The sequence below is a fragment of the Megasphaera sueciensis genome, assembly GCF_050219315.1.
In the GTDB taxonomy this organism is placed as follows: domain Bacteria; phylum Bacillota; class Negativicutes; order Veillonellales; family Megasphaeraceae; genus Megasphaera_A; species Megasphaera_A sueciensis.
On record NZ_CP116939.1, the window covers coordinates 2605048 to 2630287 of the forward strand.

Annotated in this window: 23 protein-coding genes; 9 read left to right on the top strand and 14 right to left on the bottom strand. The window is 38.7% G+C overall.

The genetic code is table 11. The features are described from left to right. The first annotated feature begins 3 nt into the window (after nucleotides 1-3). From pheA to NXG62_RS12535, 3 genes are read left to right on the top strand one after another with little or no spacing between them, the layout of a single operon-like run. Complete coding sequence (gene pheA / locus NXG62_RS12525; protein WP_427112761.1) at nucleotides 4-918, top strand: prephenate dehydratase; 915 nt, start codon at nucleotides 4-6, stop codon at nucleotides 916-918. Next, nucleotides 860-1684, top strand: a complete 825-nt coding sequence (locus tag NXG62_RS12530) for a shikimate dehydrogenase family protein (RefSeq protein WP_427112763.1) — start codon at nucleotides 860-862, stop codon at nucleotides 1682-1684. Before pheA ends, NXG62_RS12530 begins: the two co-directional genes overlap by 59 nt. Then, the gene (locus NXG62_RS12535) at nucleotides 1681-2184 is read left to right on the top strand and encodes a shikimate kinase (protein WP_427112764.1); all 504 of its coding nucleotides are present in this window, start codon (nucleotides 1681-1683) and stop codon (nucleotides 2182-2184) included. Before NXG62_RS12530 ends, NXG62_RS12535 begins: the two co-directional genes overlap by 4 nt. Nucleotides 2185-2264: 80 nt before the next feature. On the opposite strand, the gene aroD is transcribed toward NXG62_RS12535, so the two are convergent. The 4 genes from aroD to NXG62_RS12555 all read right to left on the bottom strand — a co-directional run bounded on the left by aroD (nucleotide 2265) and on the right by NXG62_RS12555 (nucleotide 7395). Next, nucleotides 2265-3011, bottom strand: a complete 747-nt coding sequence (gene aroD / locus NXG62_RS12540) for a type I 3-dehydroquinate dehydratase (protein ID WP_427112765.1) — start codon at nucleotides 3009-3011, stop codon at nucleotides 2265-2267. A gap of 39 nt (nucleotides 3012-3050) precedes the next feature. Continuing rightward, on the bottom strand, nucleotides 3051-4262 hold the full coding sequence (locus tag NXG62_RS12545; protein ID WP_322351547.1) for an MFS transporter: 1212 nt from the start codon (nucleotides 4260-4262) through the stop codon (nucleotides 3051-3053). 40 nt (nucleotides 4263-4302) lie between these two features. Further along, nucleotides 4303-5181, bottom strand: coding sequence for a shikimate dehydrogenase (locus NXG62_RS12550; RefSeq protein WP_427112767.1), 879 nt, complete (start codon nucleotides 5179-5181; stop codon nucleotides 4303-4305). A 201-nt stretch (nucleotides 5182-5382) separates the two neighbouring features. After that, complete coding sequence (locus NXG62_RS12555) at nucleotides 5383-7395, bottom strand: FAD-dependent oxidoreductase (RefSeq protein WP_427112768.1); 2013 nt, start codon at nucleotides 7393-7395, stop codon at nucleotides 5383-5385. Nucleotides 7396-7792: 397 nt separating this feature from the next. On the opposite strand from NXG62_RS12555, the gene NXG62_RS12560 reads away from it, so the two are divergent. Beyond that, nucleotides 7793-8686, top strand: coding sequence for a LysR family transcriptional regulator (locus NXG62_RS12560; protein ID WP_427112769.1), 894 nt, complete (start codon nucleotides 7793-7795; stop codon nucleotides 8684-8686). Between the two features lie 407 nt (nucleotides 8687-9093). On the opposite strand, the gene NXG62_RS12565 is transcribed toward NXG62_RS12560, so the two are convergent. The 10 genes from NXG62_RS12565 to NXG62_RS12610 all read right to left on the bottom strand — a co-directional run bounded on the left by NXG62_RS12565 (nucleotide 9094) and on the right by NXG62_RS12610 (nucleotide 18418). Continuing rightward, nucleotides 9094-9915, bottom strand: coding sequence for an EFR1 family ferrodoxin (locus tag NXG62_RS12565; RefSeq protein ID WP_427112770.1), 822 nt, complete (start codon nucleotides 9913-9915; stop codon nucleotides 9094-9096). Between the two features lie 22 nt (nucleotides 9916-9937). Beyond that, nucleotides 9938-11389, bottom strand: coding sequence for a sigma-54 interaction domain-containing protein (locus NXG62_RS12570; RefSeq protein ID WP_427112772.1), 1452 nt, complete (start codon nucleotides 11387-11389; stop codon nucleotides 9938-9940). 123 nt (nucleotides 11390-11512) lie between these two features. Further along, nucleotides 11513-12775, bottom strand: coding sequence for an RNA polymerase factor sigma-54 (rpoN, locus tag NXG62_RS12575; RefSeq protein ID WP_427112773.1), 1263 nt, complete (start codon nucleotides 12773-12775; stop codon nucleotides 11513-11515). A gap of 7 nt (nucleotides 12776-12782) precedes the next feature. Next, nucleotides 12783-14198 (bottom strand): AMP-binding protein, encoded by a 1416-nt coding sequence (locus NXG62_RS12580; RefSeq protein ID WP_322351549.1) that lies wholly within the window; start codon nucleotides 14196-14198, stop codon nucleotides 12783-12785. 11 nt (nucleotides 14199-14209) lie between these two features. Further along, on the bottom strand, nucleotides 14210-15394 hold the full coding sequence (locus NXG62_RS12585) for an acyl-CoA reductase (RefSeq protein ID WP_427112774.1): 1185 nt from the start codon (nucleotides 15392-15394) through the stop codon (nucleotides 14210-14212). Further along, nucleotides 15384-16457 carry an acyl-protein synthetase gene (locus NXG62_RS12590; RefSeq protein WP_427112775.1) on the bottom strand — a complete coding sequence of 358 codons (1074 nt, stop codon included), beginning with the start codon at nucleotides 16455-16457 and terminating at the stop codon, nucleotides 15384-15386. The genes NXG62_RS12585 and NXG62_RS12590 overlap by 11 nt, the downstream gene beginning before the upstream one ends. Next, on the bottom strand, nucleotides 16447-17088 hold the full coding sequence (locus NXG62_RS12595) for an MBL fold metallo-hydrolase (RefSeq protein ID WP_427114285.1): 642 nt from the start codon (nucleotides 17086-17088) through the stop codon (nucleotides 16447-16449). The genes NXG62_RS12590 and NXG62_RS12595 overlap by 11 nt, the downstream gene beginning before the upstream one ends. A 32-nt stretch (nucleotides 17089-17120) precedes the next feature. Beyond that, the gene (locus NXG62_RS12600; protein WP_427112776.1) at nucleotides 17121-17357 is read right to left on the bottom strand and encodes an acyl carrier protein; all 237 of its coding nucleotides are present in this window, start codon (nucleotides 17355-17357) and stop codon (nucleotides 17121-17123) included. Between the two features lie 44 nt (nucleotides 17358-17401). After that, nucleotides 17402-18112, bottom strand: coding sequence for a MaoC/PaaZ C-terminal domain-containing protein (locus NXG62_RS12605; RefSeq protein WP_322351552.1), 711 nt, complete (start codon nucleotides 18110-18112; stop codon nucleotides 17402-17404). Between the two features lie 9 nt (nucleotides 18113-18121). Further along, nucleotides 18122-18418, bottom strand: a complete 297-nt coding sequence (locus tag NXG62_RS12610) for a NifU family protein (RefSeq protein WP_322351553.1) — start codon at nucleotides 18416-18418, stop codon at nucleotides 18122-18124. A 557-nt stretch (nucleotides 18419-18975) separates the two neighbouring features. Here NXG62_RS12610 and NXG62_RS12615 point away from each other — a divergent pair. The 5 genes from NXG62_RS12615 (at nucleotide 18976) to NXG62_RS12635 (ending at nucleotide 25177) form a co-directional block, all read left to right on the top strand. Then, nucleotides 18976-20427, top strand: coding sequence for a 4-hydroxyphenylacetate 3-hydroxylase family protein (locus NXG62_RS12615; RefSeq protein ID WP_427112777.1), 1452 nt, complete (start codon nucleotides 18976-18978; stop codon nucleotides 20425-20427). A 122-nt stretch (nucleotides 20428-20549) separates the two neighbouring features. Then, nucleotides 20550-21857 carry an acetyl-CoA hydrolase/transferase family protein gene (locus NXG62_RS12620; protein WP_427112778.1) on the top strand — a complete coding sequence of 436 codons (1308 nt, stop codon included), beginning with the start codon at nucleotides 20550-20552 and terminating at the stop codon, nucleotides 21855-21857. A 150-nt stretch (nucleotides 21858-22007) separates the two neighbouring features. Then, complete coding sequence (locus NXG62_RS12625; protein WP_427112779.1) at nucleotides 22008-23483, top strand: hypothetical protein; 1476 nt, start codon at nucleotides 22008-22010, stop codon at nucleotides 23481-23483. A gap of 24 nt (nucleotides 23484-23507) precedes the next feature. Further along, nucleotides 23508-24119 (top strand): hypothetical protein, encoded by a 612-nt coding sequence (locus NXG62_RS12630; RefSeq protein WP_427112780.1) that lies wholly within the window; start codon nucleotides 23508-23510, stop codon nucleotides 24117-24119. 20 nt (nucleotides 24120-24139) lie between these two features. After that, a complete protein-coding gene (locus NXG62_RS12635) occupies nucleotides 24140-25177 on the top strand; it encodes an alpha-hydroxy-acid oxidizing protein (protein ID WP_427112781.1) in 1038 nt (345 codons plus the stop codon). The last annotated feature ends 63 nt before the right edge of the window (nucleotides 25178-25240 follow it).

Genomic DNA, 25240 nt, shown 5'->3' on the forward strand with positions numbered 1-25240 from the left:
GCTATGGACCAGGATGACTATGAATACTGTATTCCCGTAGGTTGTTATGGAGCACCCGGCTCCTACAGCAGCGAGGCTATGATGACCTATTTTAAAAACCAACCTATTACTACAACGTATTATGATCATTTTGAAGATGAAATACGAGCAGTTGCTGCTAAGAAAATTCAATATGGAGTTATACCTATTGAAAATTCTTCAACGGGGAGTATTACGGAAGTATATGATTTGATTCGTCGGAATAATTGTTTTATTGTAGGAGAACAGTGCATTAAAATAGATCATCATTTATTGGCGCTTCCGGGAACTCGTCTCGAAGATATTCGAATTGTTTATTCTCATCCGCAGGGGTTTGCTCAATGCCGGGATTTTTTCCGGAAACATACGGATTGGATCCAATGTCCGTATTTCAGTACGTCACAGAGTGCTGAGCGGGTTCAAAAGGAAGGCAACCGCACAACAGCTGCCGTAGCAAACAGCATGGCAGCTGCATTATATGGTTTGCAGATAGTAGTGCCTCATATCTATACGAATTCATTTAATTACACGCGTTTTTTTATTATTGCTCCACAAATGAATCAAGCTGATAATCGGGATAAGATAACATTAGTATTGACGACAAAACATGAACCGGGTGCACTATACCATGTGCTTGGCCACTTCTTCTACAACGGCATGAATATGACACACTTGGAATCCAGACCGATGGAAGGGCATCCGTTTGAATATTTTTTCCATATTGATGTTATGGGAAGTTTAACAGATCCTGGTGTAGTCAAAACGTTGGACGACTTGGCTCGGAATTGTACATATTTTAAGATTTTGGGAAATTATCCGTCAGACCAAGGAGGAGCTGCTCATGAAATTCGGACTTATAGGAGCAAAATTAGGACACAGTGTATCGCCGCAGATCCATGAAATATTATTTAAAAAATTAGGAATAGATCGTCATAATCAATATGATTTACTGGAGATGGAACGAAGTGATATAGCGACTCATTTGCAAACGGATTGCGGCTATACAGGAATGAATGTCACGATTCCCTATAAAATTGATGTAATGCCTTTTTTAAAAAAAATTTCTCATGCAGCTGATCGCATTGGAGCTGTCAATACAATTCACGTTACCAAAGAAGGACTATTTGGGTATAATACAGATTATGTTGGATTTGGCCGTTCCTTGGATCATGCAGGAATAAAAGCAAAAGGAAATGATTGTATTGTTCTTGGATCGGGGGGGGCGGCACGTGCTGTTATCCAATATTTAGCGGATGCGGGTGCCGCGCATATTACTGTTGTTTCTCGTAACCCTTTGCTTCTGAAAGCATCATTTTCCGATTTTGCCCAACGGATAGGTATAGAAATTATTGGGTATCATGAACTGGGAAATCGCAAAGGAGCGCCTCTTATGGTAAATTGTACACCTGTGGGTATGTATCCTAATATGCAAGTTTGTCCTATTTCAGAAAAAACGGCAGCCCGTTATGAAGCGTTGGTAGATCTTATTTATAATCCCAAGGATACGCTGTTTCTACAATATGGAAAACGACATGGGGCGATTACATTAAATGGAATGTTTATGCTTGTTGCGCAAGCCGTTGTTTCGGAAGAAATTTGGCTGGAACGTCAAATAGGAAATGATGTCATTAATTCGATTGCTAAGGAAATGGAGAATATTTTATGAAAAACGTAGTGATTATAGGTATGCCGGGAAGTGGAAAAACTACATTTGGCAGTGCCTTAGCAGAACGATTGGGGCGTCGATTCATTGATGCGGATGCATATATCGAGGCGAGAGAACAAAAGAAAATTTCCGAATTGTTTGCGATTAGTGAAAATTGTTTTCGAGAGGCTGAAACACGAGCAATAAAAGAACTGGCGAAACAAGACGGTATTGTTATTGCAACTGGCGGCGGCGTTATTAAACGGCCTGTTAATATTGAAGTATTAAAGAAAACAGGTATTATTATATTTCTTGATCGTACTCCTGATGATATTGCCGGTGATGTGGAAATTTCTACAAGACCATTGTTAGCGGCTGGCAAGCAAAAAATTTATGATTTATATGAGGAACGTATAACGGCATATTGTGCTTCGGCTGATTTTCAGCTTCCTAATCATAGCTCTATTCCCCGCGTACTTGATATGTTGGAAAAACTAGTAGGAAAAGCCTTGTTAAAATAAATTTATTGATTATATTACAAAAATGGCAGTAACGAAATTTGCATTTGTTACTGTCATTTTTGTGATGAAGTATTATGGAATTAGTGGAGAGTCCGCAAAATTTTTTGGAGCGTCGTCACTTCCAATTGACCGGGAGCAGACGATTTTTTTGCGGAACCAAATGTTAAAGCAGAACCGAATATTTCACCGCTGATGCGGCTGATCGTACCCAATTTACCCATGGACATCGTAATGAGGGGTTCATCAGGGTACTGCGATTTTACAGCTTCTGTAGCACTGAGCAGCGTCAATACATCTTTCGCAGACTTAGGCATACAAGCTAATTTTGCAACATCAGCACCTAGCTTTTTCATACCGATGAGACGTGTTGTTATTTCGTCGAAAGAGGGTGTCTTATCAAAATCATGATTACTCATGATGACAGTTACACCTGCTTTTTTTGCAAGAGCAATAATCGATTGAATACTATCGGGATTGCGGAAGTATTCTACATCGACGGCATTGATTTTGCCGGACTGAATGGCGTACTGAATCAATTCAAAATAGAATGATTCTGGTACGGCCGTTTCACCGCCTTCATCCTTTGTACGGAAGGTAAAAAGGATAGCGCTGTTGGGCAGTTCGTTACGGACGGCTGTGATAGCTTCGTTGACCGAATTCAAATCGGTTACTGTTTTTAGAAAATCAATGCGCAATTCAACGACATCATAAATTTTATCTTGCAGATATCTGCATTCCTGTTGTAATTCGTCTACAGTGCGGCCTACAATAGGGACGCAGATTTTAGGAATACCATTATCTAGTGTAACATTACCAATTTTAATCATTCTGACCTCCGGGATGATTGTAAAACACAATATTTGAAGTTAAGCAGCAATTTGATTTTCTGCTGGTTTTTCTTTCATAACACGATTATAGCGGATATAGATGATACAAGCGACAACAAAACCGGCTAAAGCGATGGCTGCATCAAGTCCCATAATGCTGTTAATACCACTGTCTGCCATATATCCAGTAATAACGGGAATAGTGAAAGAGGCGATACTGCCTGTTGTATAGAATATACCCGTCATGGTTCCTTTGCCTTTCGGGAACATTTCAGTCATCATTACAAGACCAAGCTGCATAACTCCGCCGGCAGCCGAGAAACCTACTATAAAGGAGAGTATCGGAGCAAGAGAACCGGACGGTATGAAGTACAGACCGGAGATCGATATGGTGGAAATAAAAGTATAGACAACGAGAAGGGTAATAGGACGGATGCCCTTTTTTGTAATAAATGCGGTGAAAAATACACAGCATAAAGAACCAATACTATAATAGCTCATAAGTGCACGAGAAGCAATATCTGTCATCTGGGCAACGGAAGCGCCGTATTTTGTGAGCCACTGGCTAATCAAATAAAATGTAGCTTGAGAAATATATCCGTAAATAACAAAGCAGATACCTTCCAAATACCATTTTGACTTTGGAATCCAGCTTGCAAGTTTTGTGGACATACCTTCCGCTTCCTTAACCGGATTCATCGATGGGAAAGAATATTTCATGATGAGCGGCAGATTGATAAGAAGAATAGCCGCTGCAATGATAAAGGACCAGCCGTACCAAGCACCGGTGCTGATAAGGAAACCGATGAACAAAGGAAGTAGAAATTGACCGGCAGAGATAAAGGCTTTTAAAAGAACCGTTGCGGTAGAAGCACTATCTGGGTATGCTTCAATCAAGGCAGGATAGGTACCGGCATCTAAAAATGAATTAGCGATACCGGCCAAAATACCAAAAATACAGGCAATTGTCGAGGTGGGACTCATTAATATACCAATGAAGAAAGAAATGTATGTAACTATCCCTAAAAGTATAAACGGCTTGCGGCCATACTTATCCGATAATTTACCAGAAACAAAAAGAACGATTAAACGACCGATGCCGAGCATGGAAATCACCCAGGCAACGTCGGCGATACTGCCCCAGCGAGCAGCCAGTGCATCCATATTTTGAGCAAGGATAATAACACCGATGCCATGAACAAAATAGTTTAAATACAGGCTAAAAGACAACGGGCGATATGATTGATTCATTATGATTTCTCCTTTTTGGTTGAGTGGGTCATAGTCTGTATTAGAATAAGATATCTTTAATGTAGTCTGTAGGCATTTCTTTTCCCGTCCAAAGTTTAAAGGCAGCAGCTCCTTGCCAGAGCATCATTCCTAAACCGTTAAAGGTATGGCAGCCTACTTCGCTGGCCCATCTCATCAATTCTGTTTCTCTTGGAGCGTATACAGTATCCATAACGACAAGCCCTTTATGCAAATAACTTTTATCAGGGATGGCAACAACATTTTCCAACGGTTTCATACCGCAGGAAGTAGCGTCTATGTAAATATCACTGCTGTCTAACTCTTCTTTTAATTTAGCATGATCAGCTAAATCATAAAGGTTTACTATACAGCTTGTGCGTTCGCGAAGTTTTTTAACCGTTTCCTGGGCATTTTCAAAAAATTTATCTTTTACGTTGAAAATAGTCAGTTCACGGACGCCATCAAGCGCTGCCTGTACTTCAATTGCGGTTGCTGCACCACCGGCACCGATAACCGTCATTTTTTTGCCAACATAGTCAACGCCTTCTTCCGAGAGAGACTGCATCGCACCTGTACCGTCTGTGATCGTCCCAGTTAAGATGCCGTTGTCATTTACAACGGTGTTGCAGGCACCGACAATTTGAGAAACAGGAGATAAGTTGTCAAGATATTGTGTGATGGCGACTTTGTTTGGCATGGAGACATTCCATCCGCGTACTTTCATAGCACGCAATCCCTGTACTGTATCTTTTAAGGTGGAGTTATCTACTTCAAAGCAGACATATACATAATCCAACCCTAATTTTTTGAATGCTTCATTGTGCATTGTCGGAGACATACTGTGGCGAATTGGATATGCGATCAACCCAATCAATTCTGTATGTCCTGTTACACGTTCTGTAATTGCAATTTTACCCATAATAAATTCCTCCTTAATAATATATACATAAAAACTTTAAGATTTTGTATATTAAACCGCCGGTATGCGGTGATTACCATACATATAGAATACCTTAATTGTACTATTTTTCACTAGCATTGACAAAAATATCTGCTGTGGAAATATATAATTTTTTGCCGTGATTGGAATAAACCAACCGCGGTAAAAAAATCAATTTAACTAATCTTCAAACCCGCCAATCATATCGATCACATTGACTACATTGCGTCCGGCTTCGGTGCCGTGAATAATTTGACCGGTTTTATTACTGTTGCCGATATTATAATAGGGAATATTATTTTTTCGGGCATAGGCTTCAAATGCAGTTACATCCGGTAAGTCCGGGATAAGACCCATACAGATAAAACCGAGATCAAAAGGATACTCTTCCATCTTTCTATCATGTTCAGCAATAAATTTATCGGGGCAAACTTTTTTTAGAGCAGTAGCTAAATGCATATGGATATTATCGTGCTGTTTGAACAGATTTTTCAGCGTAGACTTTGTTACAATATCACAATCCTTGCCGACAGAGGGCATCATTTCAATGACTTGGACATCGGCTTTGCGAAGTGCAAAAAATTCCATAACATCTAACCCGACGGCACCGGCACCAATGATGACAACTTTTTTACCTTCGGCGATCTTTTCAAAATAGGAAATGGTTTCCATGAAATTTGTAATAGAAGTAATTTTGCTGTCCGTTGCATCTGTATATTCGAGAAGGCCTTCAATTGGTGGGGTCATCGACTTAGAACCTGTCGCATTGTACAAAATATCCGGGGTTAATTTTTCGATCATAGCTGGTGTTGCTTCCGTATTTAATTTGATTGTAAGATTTTTAAGACGGGCAGCTCTTTTTTCAAGATATGCCGGAAAATCTTCGATGCGGCTTTTTTCCGGGAAACGAGCAATTTTACGAGCCATGCCGCCAAGTTCGTTGCTTCGTTCCAACAGCGTTACGCGGCAACCGACTTCTGCAGCTGTGCAAGCTGTTTCCAGTCCAGAGGTTCCGCCGCCGACAACGACGACATGAATGTCCCGAGTAACTTTATTTTTTTTATAGGCTTCGCCGTTTATTACATCAGGATTTACCGTACAACGGATAGGTTTAGATTTTGCAATGCGGTGATCAGCGCAGCCGATATTGCAGCAAATGCATTGGCGAATGCACTCTTCTTTGCCGAATTGTACTTTACGGACCCAATCCGGATCGGCAATAAGGCCGCGGCCGATTGCCAGAAAATCGGCTTTTCCCGAAGCTATAATTTCTTCTGCAATTTTAGGATTGCGGATATTACCGGAAATAATAACGGGCGTATGGAATTCCTTCTTGATAGCTTCAGAAAGATAAGCTCTCCAGCCATCCGGCAAATCACATTTATCAATCTGGTATTGGATAGAGTCATTGACAGCAGCAGATACGTTGATAATATCTACCCCGGCGGGGACAATAGAGGCTAAGCATGCGATGGTATCGTCGAGAGTATTTCCTCCTTCGATGAATTCATCAGCAGAAACGCGGAAAGAAATGGGGACCCAGCGACCTACTTTGCTGCGGACGGCTTCTACGACGAGACGGGAAAAACGGGCACGATTTTCAGCATTTCCTCCAAATTCATCGGTGCGTTTATTATACAAAGGAGAAAGAAATTGGTCGAGCAGATAGGAATGGCCGCCGTGGATTTCCACCATATCGAAGCCGGCAGCTATGGCTCGTTCAGCCGCTTCCGCGTATTTTTGCACAATAGCAAGTATTTCTTGTTTAGTTAATGGACGCGGAGCCGGATTTCCTTCTTTAGAAGGGACCGAAGATGAGGATACAGATTGCAGGCCGTTTAACCGTTCTGGATAAGCCGAAGCTCCGGCGTGGTTCAGCTGAATAGAGGCGAGTGCTCCGTATTTATGAATTCGTTCTGTTAATTCAAACAGTCCCGGGATAAATTGTTTGTTGTCGATTCGTAATTGCTTTGTACCATTTGTAGCGAGCGGATAGTCGATGCAAGCATTTTCTACGGTTATTAAAGCGGTACCACCACGGGCACGAAGACCATAGTAATTTTTCATTTTTTCAGAAACTTCGCCGCTGAATGTTGCAAAGTTTGATCCCATTGGTGGCATAATGACGCGGTTTTTAAAAGTTGTACGCAATATGGTCAAGGGTTCAAATATATGTGGATATTTTTGATTCATGAATCGAGTTCCTCCTTGTAGTATGAAAGAGATACATGTGAAAAACATAACATTTAATTACGATATATATTATACGAGAAAATAATTGATAGTACTATTTCCTTATTTTCACTAAAAACGTTTAATTTTTCTATCAAAAATGATAAAATAAAAAATGCATTATGTGTTTAGTAATAAAGTTTTGGGAGGAAACCGTGCAGCTTAATGAGGGTAAATAATAATGAATATCTTACATTATGTCAATTGAAAGAGAAATGATATTAAAATTTAAGAAAATAAAAGGGAGGAGATGCAAGTAAAAAATGATAGCCATGTAACACTAAATTACTAGTTACAGGCTATCATTCGGCAGTGACTTTCTATAAATTGTTGTAAAAAGTTAAAGAAAGGAGTAAAAATGAATTTAAAACAATTGCAATATTTTGTAAAACTAGCAGAGACAGAACATTATCGCCGGGCTGCTGAATCGTTATATATTACGGAACCCAGTTTAAATAGAGCAATTCGCGATATGGAAGGTGAATTAGGATTAAGGCTTTTTGAAAAAAAGGGGCGAAACATATATTTAAACAAGTATGGGCGCATGTTTCTTCCATATGTTAAACGCTCTCTTCAGGAATTAGATAAAGGGACAAATATTATGCAGGCCTATACACGTCCGGACCATGGGCGGATCATACTGGGATTTATTTATACCATGGGGTATACGTTTGTACCCGAACTTATTACGCAATTTCAGGCGATTCCGCAGCATAAAGGAATTACTTTTGATTTTAAGCAAGGGACGACTTCACAGATAGTCAAGGATCTAAAGGATGAAAAAATGGATGTGGCATTTTGTTCTTATGTAGAAGATGAACCAGATATTATATTTTATCCTATATCGGAGGAAGAATTGGTCGTTGCTGTTCCTAAAGGACATCCGTTAGGTGATCGGGAATCTGTTTCTTTAAAAGAGCTTGAACCATATCCTTTTATTTCTTTTAGTAAAAACAGCGGATTATACGAGATGGTAACGCATATTATGAATGAAGCAGATTCTCATCCGGACGTCGTGTGTCATATTGAAGAGGATAATGCAATGGCCGGTCTTGTTTCTTCGGGATATGGTGTAGCTATCATTCCTGATTTCTATACGTTAAAATATTATAATCTGGATCGTATTCCTATTGCCAATCCGTTAGATAAGCGATATCTTTTTATGGCCGTTTACAGACATGCTAACATGCTTCCTATTATGGAGACTTTTCGTAATTTTGTGTTATCCCGATGGCAGACAGGAAATATATAAATTTATGCAGTCGTTATTAAAAAATATTAAAAAAAAATAACGCTGAGATTTTATATTAAGATCTTAGCATTATTTTACATGGTGTGCCCGGCACATAGCGTAAGGCAAGGTTGCCACGCAAACCAAAGCCCTAAACTATGCGAGGACAATCCTGTAGAGGTGGCAGCTAGAAGGAGAGAAAGACTGCGTTCTTATCCGGGGAGGTCTTACAGACGTGAGTAGGCAATCCGAAAGCGGAGTAACGCTTGCAATCCGTCGGCAGTAAAATACACAATATATTGTCTCAACCGACGATTAATCAAATAAGCAATGTGCAAATACAAGAGGTTCCGAGGTCATCGAAAAATAGCTGGCAGAAATTGTAAAAAGAGAGTCCAATATGTTTCCACGTGATCTCCTGCTCGATTTTATACGAATAATTCTGGTTCTGCCCGCCGGGTATACGTTTCTTCCAGATTTTCCTTGTGAAAAAGATAAGATGGATCATCATAATACCGTGCTTGTACAGGACAAAATTTTATACAGGCACCGCATTTGATGCAAATGCCAATATAGGATCGAATATCTTCTTTAGAAATAGAACCCATGGGACAGACAGCTGCACAAATACCACAATTTGTACAATGGTCGTTGACTTTGGAAACAACTTTTCGTATGTCGGCATGCGTTCCGTCTTTTACGAGGGGACGGTAATAGGGACGATAGGGTATATTACCTTTTACGGTGATAGGAGTTAATTGTTTATTTTTCTCTGTTAATTTTTCAACAATGGTATGGGCAAATTGACGAGCTATACTTAAATCTTGTTTATCAGGACGACCGGCACCTAATATGCGGGAAAAGGAATGTTCGCCAATAAATGCTCCGGCGGCAATTGTGTGTATGCCGCCAGTTTCCAACGTATCACGCAATTCTATTAAGGCATCATCATAATTGCGGTTTCCATACAATACGACAGGGATACCTGTCGCATTGTTACCTTGCAGTGCTGCAATATATTTGATAATGATATTGGGAACCCGACCTGCGTAGACGGGAACACCGAAAATAATTAGCTCGTTTTTTTTAAATACCAGGGGAGTTTTACGGCGTGGAGGCAACGTAAAATCATCCATTTCCCAAGAAATGTTCAGTTTTTCTGCCAAAGTTGCAGCTATAGTAGTTACTGTTTTTTTGGTGGTACCCGTTGGACTAAAGTATACGGCTTTAATTTTTGTAATTTTATTCAATTGCATGACCTCCTTATACCAATCAACTGTTTTTTATAAATCGCTGACGTTTTCTGACAAATGTGGATGGCGTAAGACCTAAACTTTTGGCGGCATCGCGTACATTGCCATATTTTTCGTAAGCTTGTTCTAAATAATGATGTTCAATATTTTCCAACATAATTTTTAGATCTCCTGATTCAGGAAATATAGATATATGTTCGGGGGTATTTTCTTCATCACGCACCGTAATAATGGTACCTATTGTTTCCGTATTTAATCCAGTTTTTTGCCGTATATGGAGATCTTCTGGTTTAATTTCGTCACCGGAGCTTATGATGACGGCCCGTTCAACGATATTTTTCAATTCGCGGATATTTCCTGGCCAGTCATATTCATTTAACAGTGTAATAGATACATTAGAAAAATGTTTTTTAAAATTATATTTTCGATTTAATTTTTTTAGAAAAGATTCGGCAAGAGGTGTAATATCCTTAGGCCTTGTCCGTAATGGGGGAATATAGATAGGAAATACGGTAAGTCTATAGTATAAATCTTCTCTGAAAAGTTTTTGTTGAACCATTTCTTCTAAATTTCGATTAGTAGCCGCAATAATGCGGGTATTGATTTTAATAGGAGTAACACCGCCGACGCGTGTAATTTCTTGTTCTTGTAAGGCTCGCAACAATTTTACCTGCATTTCTTTTGGCAGTTCACCTACTTCGTCGAGAAACAAAGTACCATTATTGGCCAGCTCGAATAAACCCATTTTACCAGTTTTATTTGCGCCGGTAAAAGCACCTTTTTCATATCCGAATAACTCACTTTCAATCAAGTTTTCCGGAATGGCGCCGCAATTTATTTTGATAAAACTGCTGTTTGAACGTAAACTATGGTGAAACACATATTTTGCCATGACTTCTTTACCTACACCTGTTTCCCCCAGCAGCATTACGGTTGTGTCCATAGGTGCTACCCGTTTTGCCAGCAATAGTGCGGCCAATGCTACATCATCCTTTATAATAAGATCTTCTTCTCCAGGACATTCTTGAATATGGTTTAATTCCAATCGCAGTCTTTCCATGGCTTCTGTTTTTTCTAATACTTCTTGTTTTAAATTATATATTTCCGTTAAATCACGTACATTGGTTACGATCATTACCAATTTACCCGATTTATCAAATATAGGTGAACTGGTGATGAGGGCTTGTTTCCCTGTTTTAAAATGCTGCTGCAGTGTGACCGGTTTTTTTGTTTTTAATACAATTAAGGAACCAGAACGAGAAATAATTTTATTATGGACAAGGTCATCCATGTTTTTCCCCATCACTTCTTCTTTTTTTAACCCGGTAATTTCTTCATAGGCATGATTGATTTTGATGGTATTTGCTTTACCGTCTGTAATATAAATGCCGTCAAAAGAGTGTTCAATAATTTCGTTTAACCGCTCAGCTGCTTCTGATACAGTGGAAAACATGGATATTTTTTTTGTCATACCTGCCTCCAACGTCTTTGTAGAACTATTATGAGTTTTTATATCTTACAGCTAAAATACATACTGTTAATCTAACATAAATTAAAAAAAAATTGAAGGGAAACAAACCCGGTTTGACTATATTTACAATTTTCTGTTATACGAATTCGCAATATGCAAAGATTCCCTATATTTAGAAATTACTCTGCGAGACAGCGAAAGACGGCACTCTTCTGATAACTTACCGGCTAATTCGGCATCACTTAACGGAGAAGACGGATTTTCTTGAGAAATAATATGTGCTAATCTTTTTTTTATATCTGATTGAGAAATACAAACCGTATCACGTTTTATACCTCTTTGAAATAATTGCTTAAATGCAATTGTTCCGACTGGTGTTTGCAGGTATTTGTCTTTGATTGCTCGGCAAACAGTGGAACTATGTACCTTTGTTTTACTGGCAATATCGTGAAGTGTCATGGGCTTGAGAGGCTGTTGTTTTACGAAAAAGTCGAATTGCCATTCCCAAACAGCCTGACTTAATAATAATAACGTGTTGCGGCGTTGTTCCAAATTGCGCAGCATCATATAGCAACGATAATATTTACGCTGGAAATATGCTTTTACTTCCGGATCTTGTGCGGATTTCATTAATCCAATATAATAATCGCTTATAGAATAAGAACCCATCCAGGTATCGTTGAGAAAAATTTGTATCTCGGCATTATCTTTTTGAATAACAACATCGGGAATAATAAAATTAGCAGATTTTGCTGAAAAACCCTCCAACGGATGCGGACGGAGTGAACGGATTATTCTTATCAATGGCAGTACTTGATCTCTGGATAAGTTTGTAGTCGCTGCAATATGTTTTATGTTATTTTTGCCAATATCGGCCAAATGGTTGTCTATAATAAACTGTAAAACGTGAGTTAGCTTTTTTTTGCGGCGCAGTTGTTCTTTTAAGCATTCTTGTACAGAAACAGTGCAAATGCCGGGAGGATTAAGACTTTGTAGGTGTTTTACGCACTTTGCAAGTAAATTAGAGGGTAACGCAAGCCGTGTCGTAAGACCTTTTATATCAAGAAATCCATATTCATCAACGTTTTCGGCTAAATAGGTGAGAAGGGCCCATTCGCCATGTGAGTATATTTCTGGGTTTAATTGATCCAATATGAAGTTTTTTACAATGTTTTCATCTGGAGCAGCAGTGAATTGAAGGGCATCCTTTACAGCTTCTTTTCCCGAACTTGAAGGAGTATAATCCATAAAAGGATTCTCGGTGTATTCTTTTTGTAGAGTATCTTGAAGGTCTTTGTTAGAAAGTGCCAAAAGTTGCAGTGATTGAAGCTGAAATACCGACAATTGCTGAGCTTGTTCCTGATAGAGTGAATTTTCTAGTTTCATGGCAGACCTATAATTTTGCGAGTGATTTCAACATAGTATATTGTGTTTTCCCGGAAGAATTTTTCGGAATAGCATCTATGGTGGTAATTGTAAAAGTCGCTGGATGGAGTCCTGTTTTTTTTAGGAGAAAATCAGAACACTCTTCCAATAAATCTTGTGGAGCTGTTGTGAAAATACGCAAGTCTTCATCTACGCCGGTACAGGCAAAATCATAAGATGTATACGTGTTTTTAAATAGTTGTTCTATTTCATCCATATTAACGCGTTTTCCCATTATTTTGAGAAAACGTTTTTTTCGTCCCGCAATGTAATAAAATCCATCACTATCCTTATACGCGATATCCCCTGTCCATAAACGTCCATGACGTTCATCTCCTAATTTCAGATCATCGATAGATTGTGCATATCCCAACGTTACATTCGGACCGTCGTAACATAATTCACCTTGTATATTTGGATCAAAAATTTCTGTGTGAGCATTTTCCATGATATGAAATGCTCCCCCAGGTATGGCAATACCGATACTGCCAATTTTGGATACGCTGTATTCTTCCGGGAGATATGACATACGGGCGGTAGCTTCTGTTTGTCCGTACATGACAATAAACCGTTTATGTGTACGGCAGGCAAATTCAGCATATTGCTGTTGTAATGTTTTTGACAACTTACCTCCTGCTTGGATCATCAATTGAAGATTTGGCAATGTCATATTAAAAAAACGGATTCTTTTTAGACATTCATAAGTAAAAGGAACTCCAGCTATAGATGTTATTTTCTTTTTTTTGCAAAAATCCCAAAAAGCAGCATCAAAAATAGTTAATTCTGTCAGATATACGGTAGCACCGACCAATATATGGCTGTTTATTACAGACAAACCAAAGGTGTAATGCATCGGCAATGAAGAAACTGGACGTTCTTTATCGTTCAGTTTTAGATAGGAAGAGATAGACATTGCATTAGATTGGATGTTTGCATAACTTTGTCGAACTAGTTTGGGACTTCCTGTACTGCCTGAGGTCGTTAATAGTAAAGCAAGTTCAGGATATATATCGTGTTTTTTATCAGAATAGTTAAAGAGACCGTACGATTCTATTATATATATGGGAACTTCGCCTGCTTGCGCAGCATTAAGTGATTTAAATATATAATTGGGGCTGTAAATTGTCAATAACTGCTGGCATAGGTCTCTATCCATTTGACTATCTAATAATAAAGGCACAATATGATTTTGCAGACAGCTTAGATAGGATAAAGCGGAGCCGATACCATTATGACATAAAATAACTGCCAGCGAACGTCGGGGAATCAATGCTTTTAATTTTTGTGCATGATAATACCAATCTTGATAAGTAACAGAATGTCCTGTATTATCTACAAATAATACATGATTTGAAAAATTCGGATTTTTGTCAAAAAAACACATAACAGTACCTCCTATCCAATAAGTCTTGAAAGATATTCCAAGATATTGATGCCATCCCATTGTATGTGCATATTCATGGCTTCGCCAATAGATACGATCCGGTCACCTCCAAGCACTCCGGATTGAATCATATAAGTCCGGAGTGTGGGAGCGTCAATTCCCAAGGTGGAGATAGTTTGTATTTTTTTAGAGAATAGAGGCAAGCAATCTAGCATGGATGGTAATGTAAATTGAAAGAATTGTCCGAATGTTCCAGATAATTTTGTTATGTCGGCGGGTAGTGTAGATAGGGTATATACATATAATAGATTGTTCCATTGATTTATATAATCTATTTCTGGATAAGTCATACTATAAGTCCATAAATCTGTATATTTTCGACTAACTTTTATGGGGGCTAGTTCGTAGTTGATAGCGGCGCGATAGACTTCATTCCACCAGCGGGTTTGAATTTGCTGTATATTTTTTCCGGAAGGATCTATCCATAAAATAAGTTTAGGACTGGAACAGGCATTTTGATCCATATCATAGGTATCATTGTAAAAATAATGAGCCCATTTTTTTAGTTCTTCGTCATTGCACTGTTGAATTGTCTCTGCATCAAATAGAGCAAGAGAATAACGGTCAGCAAAAGCTAAATCTAAAGCTTGCGGTGATAGTTGCGATTTTCTAATCTCATTTATTGTATCATTCCCGCCCCAAATGATTCTTCCATCGCATATAGAACTGAGATAATGTGTGATAGAAGAGCTTCGTTTGTATGTAATTAAGGCATTGGAATTTTTTAATATTTGGAAGTCTTTTTTGCTCCAAAGTTTTCTTATAAGTGTAATCAATGGAGACATGGACGGTATAATACGGGGAGAAATACGTACGATATTATTATTCCCGGCTAATAAGGATATAACAAGACTATAGGCAAACATAATGGGAATATTGGTGGGGGCAATATGAAATATAATTCCCCGTCCAACTCGTTGAGGATGGGTAGGTGTTAATTTTTGAAAAGAGTAAATGTGTTTGCGGCGAAGCCAAAAAGAAAAAGCTGCTATATCTTTATTTGTATATAATTCAGGTGTTTGCCGGATTTCATGGCTAAGAGCATATAAGAAATCAAGTACTATTGGCGAAAATAACGGTAATGGATGAGCATGCTCCGGTATTATACCGGCTAGTATTTGTATATTATTGTCCATACGTATCGCTGCACCCCCTTATTTCCGCTGCCGGGATTCGTCCATCTACAGAAAAATATTTTCCCTTTCGACCACAGGGACAATCATCTATACCTAGTAAAGTGCCTATATCTTCAGTCAAGAGAGAATGTCCCGGATAGGACACAGCCATAGGTGATAATACTTGGATAATTCCCGGGATTCCTATGGGGCAAACAGAAAAATCAGCAGCTTTTCTCATAATAATATCAGAAAAAATGCTGGCATGGAGATGACCGTATTCGCATTCCATATATATACAGCCAGTTTGTTCTGCCATACCATAATAATTATGCACGTGTGAAATACCAAACTGCTCTAATAATTTTTTTCTGAAAATGGTTGGGGATACCGCTTGATCCTGCATTTTTTTCCAGCCACCGCCGTGTAAGACAAAAGCATTAGAAAAGTCAAAGGACATATGGGCTTTTTCCAATGCCTGACAAAAATATTTCCATATCATAAAAGTAAAACCAAAAATAAGGATAGGCTTTCCTGCGCTTTTTTTTAGGCATTCTTTCAGTACTTCTATATTTACATGCATTGTATCATCTAAGGCATAGTAACGATGTTTGGCAAATATAGAAAATCCTAATATAGCAGCACCGCGCGCTGTGAATTTTTCCCGGCTTTTTAAAGTAGACGGAGTATCAATGATAAGCATGGGAAGTCTTGATTTATCGAGAAAGGAAGTGACAATTTTTAATAAGGTGAGTTGTTGGTTTTGTGCAGTAACTTTGTCCAAGAATATTTTTGAGACAGCCTGCCCTGTTGTGCCCGAAGAAACAAGAGTTTTGAAAATCTCGTCATCGGGAATGCTTTTTAAAGACATTTGTTTAAACAGAGAAATAGGCAGCATGGGTATTTGGTCAATAGATTTAACAGTATGCTGCTCATAGGCCAGCATATCTAGAACTTTGCCATAGGAAGGACAATGTAGTCTATGATAAGCGGTTAGCTCCTTAAAATAAGGAAGATAATGAGCTTCTTTTTCTTTTTGTGACCACGAGTATGGTTCATGTGATAACCATTCGCTATAATCCATAATGTTGCTTCACCTCTTTTGTCAGGAGGAAGGTATTTCCATGTCCGGGATATACTTGCATGTTTTCCGGCAGAGTGCGTAAAATGTTTTTGCCAATTTTTTCATATATATCTGCATTACCGCCGGGTAGACGGGTAATGACCTCTTCGCCGGGAATAAAATAATCACCGGAAAATAAAACAGTATTGTTGACAAGTATGCATGTACTGCCAGGGGTATGACCAGGTGTATGAAGAAATGTAAACTGATGGGTAAGCCAATGCCAATAATATGTTTCGTTAAAAGTTAGTTCGGCAGGTTTACAAGTGAATTTTGGATAGGGGGTAAGAACAGTTCCGTTACTCTTAAAATATAGATATGTTTCCATTATGCGAGTCATATTTAGCGTTTTATCCTGAATACCCAAGCTGCAGGCAGCTTGGGCGATAACTTTAAAAGAATAATACTGACGCAGTTCATTAAGACCTGAAATATGATCGCAATGTTCGTGAGTAAGTAAAACATATTCAGGATGTAATTGATGTGCTTTTAAGTAAGCGTTAATTAATGAAAAATTGTTGGGATCAATAATAAGGACATGAGCATCTTCTTTTATTATGTAGCAATTGCTGTTTGTTATAGGATCAATGATGCGGACTGGATTGAATGCTACATGTGTATTCATTAGATATCAACGCCATAGTTTCGGAGAATATCCAGCCCTTTTTCATAAGAACTGAAAGATAATACATCAGGGGTATCTAATGAAATATCAAAAATATCCTCCATTTCTTCCATTAACTGCATATGTCCCATTGAATCCCATAATTTAATGGACCTGTATTTTAAACCGGGTAATTGCTCTTTTGTTAGTTTGAAATTGTCCATAAATAATTTATCGTATTTTTCTAAATTTGTCATTTTTAACACCATATCCTTTGTTGTATTTTTTGTGTACGACGTAGTTAACCGATAATAAACAAATTTTTCATCATCATTTGATGACAGGTTCCTTCGGCAACTACTTCATCCTTTTGATTTTTGCAGCGTCCCGTTAGTTCTCCGACATAAAATCTCTTATTTTCTTTTACAGTACTTAATAGCACGGTGGCAGTTATTATATCCCCAGGATATACGGGCAAAATAAATCGTATATTTTCATCCATGAGGATAGTGCCATCTCCAGGGAGCTGCATAGCCATTACGGAAGAAATGAGACTTCCCGTCAGTATTCCATGGATTACAGGACGGCCGAATCCATAATGAGCGGCAAATTCTGCATCTATGTGAATTTTACCGTAATCACCGGTTAATTTGGCAAAATTTGTGATATCGTCAGTGGTAAATTGTTTTGTCATGGAAGCAGTATCACCCAGATGAAGCAGTTTTTTTTGTTGGATTTGCGGGATTTCTTCTGATTGTTTCAAATATGCAACAACAGTAGCGAAATCACGCGGTAAATACAAAATAAACTTTTTTTTTGTAGCGATCAAGTTATCTGTTGCAACGCAGCAGGAAACACACCCACAAACAATCAGCCACACATCACATATTTTTGTATCTGGCGTATCATAGACAAATGTGTGTTGGGGAAATTGTTTAATAAGTTTTTTTATTTCTCGCGCTCGATCATACCGACTGTTACAGCCACCGCAATATTTTATGCCAATTTTCATAAGAATCTCCTATATATTTTTTTTATGATTCATTAGTGCTTTTGCTTGTGCTAGTAGATCATCACTGACACCGGTAACTAAAATAACGTCTTTGATTTGTGGCAGATGTTCTTTTACCTTTGATGCAATGATTTCTTCCGTCGTGGATAATGCAGAGGGACAACCGCTGCACTGTCCGGTTAAACGAACTCGTAAAACATTGTTGGAATAATCAACGATACAGACATCCCCGTGATGTTCGGCTAAAGTTGGACGAACTTCATTTTCCAAAATAGTTTCAATTTCTTGAAAAGTTATTTTTGACATGGTTTCACATCCTTTAGAATATACTAACTAGTATTGTATTCTAAATATAATATATAGCAATATTCATGCCAAGAAAAAGAGAATAAAAATTTTATAGTAAAAATAATAATATAACGATTTGTAAAATATAAGGTAATACCTGATGAGATTGTGTTAATTTGAACAAATGTTTTCGTTTGATATAAGAGGAAGTAATCTCATGCTAGATGAGAAAAAAGTGTAAACATACGAATAATATTGTATCAAACGAACCTTTTGTTGCAAAAATGAATCTAAAATATTAAAATGTGTTTCAAATATGCAACAAAATAAATGTTTTTAATAGAATATGAGGATTTGAATTGTGGCGATTTTCACATGCAACAAAATAAAAGTATTTTTTTAAAAAAAAAGACAATTCAGCATACATGCATGTTGCTTGCAATAAAAAGTCATCATATTTATTCCTTAAAGTAAATGAATCAGGGTTGCTTGGCACGTATTTTGCTCTATGAAGGACAAACGCACTCTTGTGTGGAAAATTAATAGTTATTTAGAAGTAGAAAGGATGATTTATTATGGCATTAATGACAGGTGAACAGTACGTCGAAAGTATGAGAAAATTGAATTTGCGGGTGTATATGTTTGGTAAAAAAGTAGAATGTCCCGTAGACGACCCGATTCTCCGTCCATCGTTAAACTCTGTAAAGATGACCTATGATTTGGCACAGCTTCCGGAATATGAAGATTTAATGACAGTTACTTCTCCGTATACAGGCGAAAAGGTCAACCGTTTTACTCATATCCACCAAAGCACGGAAGATTTGATGAATAAAGTTAAAATGCAGCGTCTTTGTGGAGATAAAACAGCTGCTTGCTTCCAGCGTTGTGTTGGTATGGATGCATTTAATGCTGAATTCTCTGTTACCTATGATACGGATAAAAAATACGGGACGCATTATCATGAAAACTTCATGAACTTCCTTAAATACGTGCAGAATAATGACCTTACCGTTGATGGAGCGATGACGGACCCGAAGGGGGACCGCGGCCTTGCTCCTCACGCGCAGGCTGATCCGGATTTGTTCCTTCGCGTTGTAGAACGCAAGGCAGACGGGATTGTTGTACGTGGTGCCAAGGCACATCAAACCGGTTTTATCAATTCCCACGAAGTTATCGTAATGCCTACGATTGCCATGGGTGAAGATGATAAGGATTATGCGGTATCCTTTGCCTGCCCGACGGATGCCGAAGGTATTTTTATGATTGTCGGCCGTCAGTCCTGCGACACCAGAAAATTAGAAGGTGCTAAAATGGATACCGGTAATCCGCAGTTTGGCGGCACAGAAGCACTGGTAATTTTTGAAGATGTATTTATCCCGAATGACAGAATTTTCCTTAACGGAGAATATGAATTTGCAGGTTCCTTGGTAGAACGTTTTGCTGGCTATCATCGTCAATCTTATGGCGGATGTAAAGTTGGCGTAGGCGATGTGTTGATTGGTGCTGCCGCTGTGGCTGCTGATTACAACGGCTGTCCAAAGGCTTCCCATATTAAAGACAAGATTATCGAAATGCAGCATTTAAATGAAACCTTGTTTGCCTGCGGTATCGCTTGTTCTGCATTGGGAACGAAGACAGAAGCCGGCAATTATCTGATTGATCTTTTATTGGCTAATGTATGTAAACAAAACGTAACTCGTTTTCCGTATGAAATCGTACGTCTGGCAGAAGATATTGCCGGTGGCCTCATGGTAACGGCCCCTTCTGAAAAAGACCTGAAAGATCCGAAACTGGGACCATATGTTGATAAATACCTTCGCGGTGTCAATGTTGTGAGTACAGAAAATCGTTTGAAGATTTTACGTTTGATTGAAAATCTCTGCCTTGGAACTGCTGCAGTCGGCTATCGTACAGAATCCATGCATGGTGCTGGTTCGCCGCAGGCACAACGGATTATGATTTCTCGTCAAGGCAACTTGAAAATGAAGAAACAATTGGCAAAAGCCATTGCTCAGATTGAAGAATAATCCTTGCTTACACGATTATTATTTCATTTGATCCTATCGCGTTAATATGGAAGCAGCTGCAGGTCACAGCTCCTTTTTCCTGCAGTTGCTGCATATACGCACAAAAAAGGAAGGTGTGCTTTGTGAAAGACTGGAAAAGTGTATATCCTGAAAAAATTGTGACAGCAGAAGATGCTATTAGTCATATTCAATCGGGTGATAAAGTTGTATTTACACATGCTTGTGGGGAATCGCAATGTTTAACTAATGCGCTTGTAGCACAAGCGGAACGTTTGGAAAATGTCGAAATTTTGCATATGGTTGCTATGGGGACGGCTCCTTATTGCCAACCTGGTATGGAAAAACATTTTCATCATAATGCATTATTTGTTGGTGGATCTACACGTAAAGCTGTGGAAGAAGGCCGCGCTGATTTTACTCCGGTATTTTTCCATGAGGTACCTAAATTTTTCAGAGAAGGCATCATTCCCATGGATGTAGTCTTACTGCAACTGTCGGAACCAGATGAAGAAGGTAATTGCAGTTTTGGTATTTCTTGTGATTACACACAACCTGCTGCAGAAGCTGCGAAACTGAAAATAGCTCAAATTAATAAAAATATGCCGTTTACTTATGGCAACAGCATTAATATCAAGGATATTGATTATATTATTCCTTGTGATGAACCTCTTATCGAATTACAGCCGCCTAAAATTGGCGAAACAGAAAAAAAGATTGGTGAATATGTAGCCTCTTTGATTCAAGACGGTGATACATTGCAGCTCGGAATTGGAGCTATACCTGATGCCGTGTTATCTTTCTTGGGAGATAAGAAAGATTTGGGGATTCATTCGGAAATGTTTTCTGACGGTGTAGTGGATTTGGCCAACAAAGGTGTTGTTACAAATGCAAGAAAGACTATTGATACAGGTAAATTTGTATCTTGTTTTTTAATGGGAACCAAAAAATTGTATGATTTTGTGGATCATAATCCGGATGTACTGATTAAACCGGTGGATTATACAAATGATCCGTTTGTTGTTTCTCAGATTGATCATATTATCAGCATTAATTCGGCAATGCAAGTAGATCTTATGGGACAGGTTAATGCAGAAATGATAGGTTCTCGTCAGTTCAGCGGCGTGGGTGGCCAAGTTGATTTTGTTCGCGGGGCGGCACGTGCAAAAGGTGGCAAAGCTATTATTGCAATGCCTTCTACCGCAGGTCATGGTAAAGTTTCCAAGATTTGTGCCAGTTTAGATTCTGGTGCAGCTGTTACTACATCGCGTAATGATGTGGACTATATAGTTACAGAGTTTGGAATTGCTTCCTTAAAAGGGAAGACCTTGAAGCAGCGGGCTACAGCGTTGATTCATATTGCGCATCCTGATTTCCGAGCTGGATTGATTGAAGAATTTGAAGCACGGTTTCATTGTAAGTTTGAAGAATAATCCTGTGTTATCTTGCTTAACTTGATACATATGCCATAGCAGCTGTCACGAAAATGAATTTTATAGGGTGGAGATGGTTGCTATGGTTTTTTTGTATTAGTATCAGGTGTAGTTTACTATTTCAGTATTTTATTGGAGGTGTGACCTATTATGTTTGGTCCTATTTATAAAAGAAAAGAAGGAGAAGTGCAGCCTGGGATTAATCTGCATATTTTTAAATTTGTCCTGCGGTTGCCGTTTATCCACTATCGCTTCGAATGGCCTGATTATGTGCAAGGTTTATTGCTTTGTGCTGTTTGTTTGGGTATTATTCCCGTATTGCAAGAATATTTGGGGATGCCCTTTGAAATCGCTATTACTATCGTTATCATGAATGGTTTCTTATATTGCTGGCATGCCCATTTAGGAGATCCTGTCGTTCCCGGTTGGATTACTCCCGCTATTCCTTTGCTGTTGTTATGGATATCTTCGTTTCCCAACGATACAGCAGAACGGATGCATGCATTGATTGCTTTTGAATTTGAACTCGGCGTAGTAACCTTGTTTTTGGGAGCTACCGGATTAGCTAAGAAAGTTGTAGATATGGTTCCTGATGCATTAAAGGCCGGGATTCTTATTGGAGCAGGTATTGCCGCCGTTCGTCTTGTATTCAATGCTGGCGGCAGTTTTGATAAGTATCCTTGGACAATTGCGATTGCCATTGGCTTTGCTTTTTATCTTTCCTTCAGCAATCACTTTAAAACTATTATGCGGAAAAATAAGGTATTCCAAGTTATTTCCGATTTAGGATTACTGCCGGCCATGTTATTGGCTGTTGTTATTGCTCCGCTTGTAGGAGAACTTCCTTGGCCGACGATTGAATGGGGATTTACTCATCCGCAATTTTATGAATTGTTTACTCAATGGAGCCCGTTTGCCGATCGTATTGGGTTCCCTCCTTTGCAGTATTACATTTCAGCATTTCCGCTTGTCGTAGCTGTTTATGTGGTATTGTTTGGTGAATTGATTCAGGCAGATGCATTGATTGATGAAGCTCGTGAATTCCGTAATGGTGATGAAAACATTCATTTTGATGCGAATCGGAACAATTGTATTGTTGGTATTCGGAATATTATTATGTCCATGCTCGGTCCTGATCTTTCTATGTGCGGACCGCTGTGGGCAGCAATGCAGGTTGTTATTTGCGAACGGTATAAACATGGCCGTGATGCAATGGACAGCTTAATTGGCGGGGTTGCCTCTTTCCGACTTGGTACTTTTACAGGGTATTGGATTTCACCTATTGTTAGTTTTGTAAAACCGATATTGCCCATAGCTTTGGCTTTAACTATGTTGATTCAGGGATATGTAGCAGTTCGTGTAGGGGTTTTGAGAGCTAAAACGTTCAATGATTTAGGTGTTGCCGGTGTTATCGGCGGTGTTCTTGTGTCCCGTGGCGCTGCCTATGCATTGGCAGTCGGAATTGTTCTTTGTCTTCTTGTGTATGGTAAAAATTTCTTCAAGCGCAGATTAGATTTATATAATTTAAAATCAGATCCTTTATTTAATATTGCTGCAGAAAAAGAACTGGCACAGGCTCAAGAACAAGCTGGTGCATCATCGACTGCTGCAAAAGACGTGAAATAAGTTTTGATATCCGGAGGCTAATATATGCAGTACTATGGTGATTTACTGAGAAATTTATCTAAGCAAAACTCGGCTGAAGTCTGTGAGTTTTTTATTAAAAAATGTATGGTAAAAGCAAAAAGCAGATCTACAAATGAGGCGATGAAGCGTTTCTTTATGATTTGTGCTGTATCGGCCAATGATGGAATCAAAGAATTTTTGGAAAGAAATAATTTAGCGTTCAGCAGCTATTGGGCCCATCGCCGGTATTTTGCCAAGGTAAGAGATAAGGTTCCTGTGGTAGTGAAGTCTTATTTGTCCTGCATACTACTGATGTTGGCGACACAAAAAAAACTTATTTTTAAAAAAACAGGAATGAACGAACAAGAATTACTTTCTATATGGTGTGAAATATTTAAATATAATGATTCTGATAAGGAACATTTTAATAAACTAGTAAAAAAAGTAGGTTTTGGCGAAGAAGGATTACATATGATATTTGCCGAATTAAATGGTATATGTCATGATTGGCTGAACGGCGGTGAGCCTGAAAATCTTCCATGCAATGATGATAATCGTGATTTTTTATTGTATCGTGTAGGCCAAGATGTGTATACGCTTACTTTACGACTGCAAGAGTATCAAAATATCAATTAAAAATTAGGAGTACATATAAGATGGATCAGGCAGAATTGTTTACCCTGGCAAAGAAAAGGATGCACAATTCGTGCCGCATATGTAAAATATGTAATGGTATTACTTGTGCCGGTGAATTGCCCGGATTAGGGGGAATCGGTACAGGTAATGCTTTTTACAGAAATTGGAAGTCTTTGCAAGAATATACGGTAAAGGATTGCAATCGCGGTACTCGAGATTTCATTCCCGATACGCATATGACATTATTTGGACAAGAGGTGTCAATGCCTATTATATCAGCTCCGGTAGGATCTATTGCGGTAAATGCCGGTATACAAGAAGAAACTCCGGAAAGTATTGAAGATCAGTATATGCATGCTTTAATACAAGGTGCCAATGCTGTTGGAGTAATGGCTATGATTGGAGATGGACCGCAGTCGTATAGTTTTGCTGTAGGCATGAAATATGCGAATTTGTATCCTGGTAACATCATATCTATTATTAAGCCACGGCCGGATGAAGTTATTATTGAACGCGGTATTATGGCAAAACGTCTTAATGAACCAGCTTTTGGTATTGATGCAGATGCATCTAAACTTGCGTTGATGAAAACAAAAGGATTGAATATAGAGAATAAATCTCCCAAAAGTTTATATCGTATAACGCAAGCTGTTTCTTTACCGTTTATTGTAAAAGGTATTATGACTGTTAAAGAAGCAATTGCCTGCGAAAAAGTCGGAGTTAAAGCTATTGTCGTGGGAAACCACGGGGGCCGTATTTTAGACACTATGAAGGGGGCTGCAGATGTGCTGCCGAAAATAGCCGATGCGCTTCAAGGTCGAATGACTATTTTGGCAGATGGAGGTATACGTTCGGGAGAAGATGTTTTTAGGATGTTAGCATTAGGAGCAGATGCGGTTTTGATTGGACGCCCTGTTCTGTTCAGTGTTATTGGCGGCGGCGCAGAGGGCGTTAGAATTTCTTTTCAGCAGTGGCAAAATGAATTACGTAGGGTAATGGTTAGGGCAGGTGCTGAAAATTTAAAGCAAATAACGCGTCAAATGATACAAAAAATATAAAAGGCAGATGATTTCTCCTACAACGAATACTTTGGGAAGCAATAACATATATTCGAGGGTAGG

Excerpts from the sequence above, each read along its gene's own strand:
- NXG62_RS12535 (WP_427112764.1), top strand. The coding sequence starts at position 1,681 with ATGAAAAACGTAGTGATTATAGGTATGCCGGGAAGTGGAAAAACTACA.
- NXG62_RS12530 (WP_427112763.1), top strand. The coding sequence starts at position 860 with ATGAAATTCGGACTTATAGGAGCAAAATTAGGACACAGTGTATCGCCG.
- NXG62_RS12635 (WP_427112781.1), top strand. The coding sequence starts at position 24,140 with ATGGATCAGGCAGAATTGTTTACCCTGGCAAAGAAAAGGATGCACAAT.
- NXG62_RS12600 (WP_427112776.1), bottom strand. The coding sequence starts at position 17,357 with ATGACAAATTTAGAAAAATACGATAAATTATTTATGGACAATTTCAAA.
- NXG62_RS12625 (WP_427112779.1), top strand. The coding sequence starts at position 22,008 with ATGTTTGGTCCTATTTATAAAAGAAAAGAAGGAGAAGTGCAGCCTGGG.
- NXG62_RS12610 (WP_322351553.1), bottom strand. The coding sequence starts at position 18,418 with ATGTCAAAAATAACTTTTCAAGAAATTGAAACTATTTTGGAAAATGAA.
- rpoN (WP_427112773.1), bottom strand. The coding sequence starts at position 12,775 with ATGAAACTAGAAAATTCACTCTATCAGGAACAAGCTCAGCAATTGTCG.
- pheA (WP_427112761.1), top strand. The coding sequence starts at position 4 with ATGGACCAGGATGACTATGAATACTGTATTCCCGTAGGTTGTTATGGA.
- NXG62_RS12570 (WP_427112772.1), bottom strand. The coding sequence starts at position 11,389 with ATGACAAAAAAAATATCCATGTTTTCCACTGTATCAGAAGCAGCTGAG.
- NXG62_RS12630 (WP_427112780.1), top strand. The coding sequence starts at position 23,508 with ATGCAGTACTATGGTGATTTACTGAGAAATTTATCTAAGCAAAACTCG.
- NXG62_RS12555 (WP_427112768.1), bottom strand. The coding sequence starts at position 7,395 with ATGAATCAAAAATATCCACATATATTTGAACCCTTGACCATATTGCGT.
- NXG62_RS12590 (WP_427112775.1), bottom strand. The coding sequence starts at position 16,457 with ATGGATTATAGCGAATGGTTATCACATGAACCATACTCGTGGTCACAA.
- NXG62_RS12560 (WP_427112769.1), top strand. The coding sequence starts at position 7,793 with ATGAATTTAAAACAATTGCAATATTTTGTAAAACTAGCAGAGACAGAA.
- NXG62_RS12605 (WP_322351552.1), bottom strand. The coding sequence starts at position 18,112 with ATGAAAATTGGCATAAAATATTGCGGTGGCTGTAACAGTCGGTATGAT.
- NXG62_RS12615 (WP_427112777.1), top strand. The coding sequence starts at position 18,976 with ATGGCATTAATGACAGGTGAACAGTACGTCGAAAGTATGAGAAAATTG.
- NXG62_RS12545 (WP_322351547.1), bottom strand. The coding sequence starts at position 4,262 with ATGAATCAATCATATCGCCCGTTGTCTTTTAGCCTGTATTTAAACTAT.
- aroD (WP_427112765.1), bottom strand. The coding sequence starts at position 3,011 with ATGATTAAAATTGGTAATGTTACACTAGATAATGGTATTCCTAAAATC.
- NXG62_RS12550 (WP_427112767.1), bottom strand. The coding sequence starts at position 5,181 with ATGGGTAAAATTGCAATTACAGAACGTGTAACAGGACATACAGAATTG.
- NXG62_RS12580 (WP_322351549.1), bottom strand. The coding sequence starts at position 14,198 with ATGTGTTTTTTTGACAAAAATCCGAATTTTTCAAATCATGTATTATTT.
- NXG62_RS12585 (WP_427112774.1), bottom strand. The coding sequence starts at position 15,394 with ATGGACAATAATATACAAATACTAGCCGGTATAATACCGGAGCATGCT.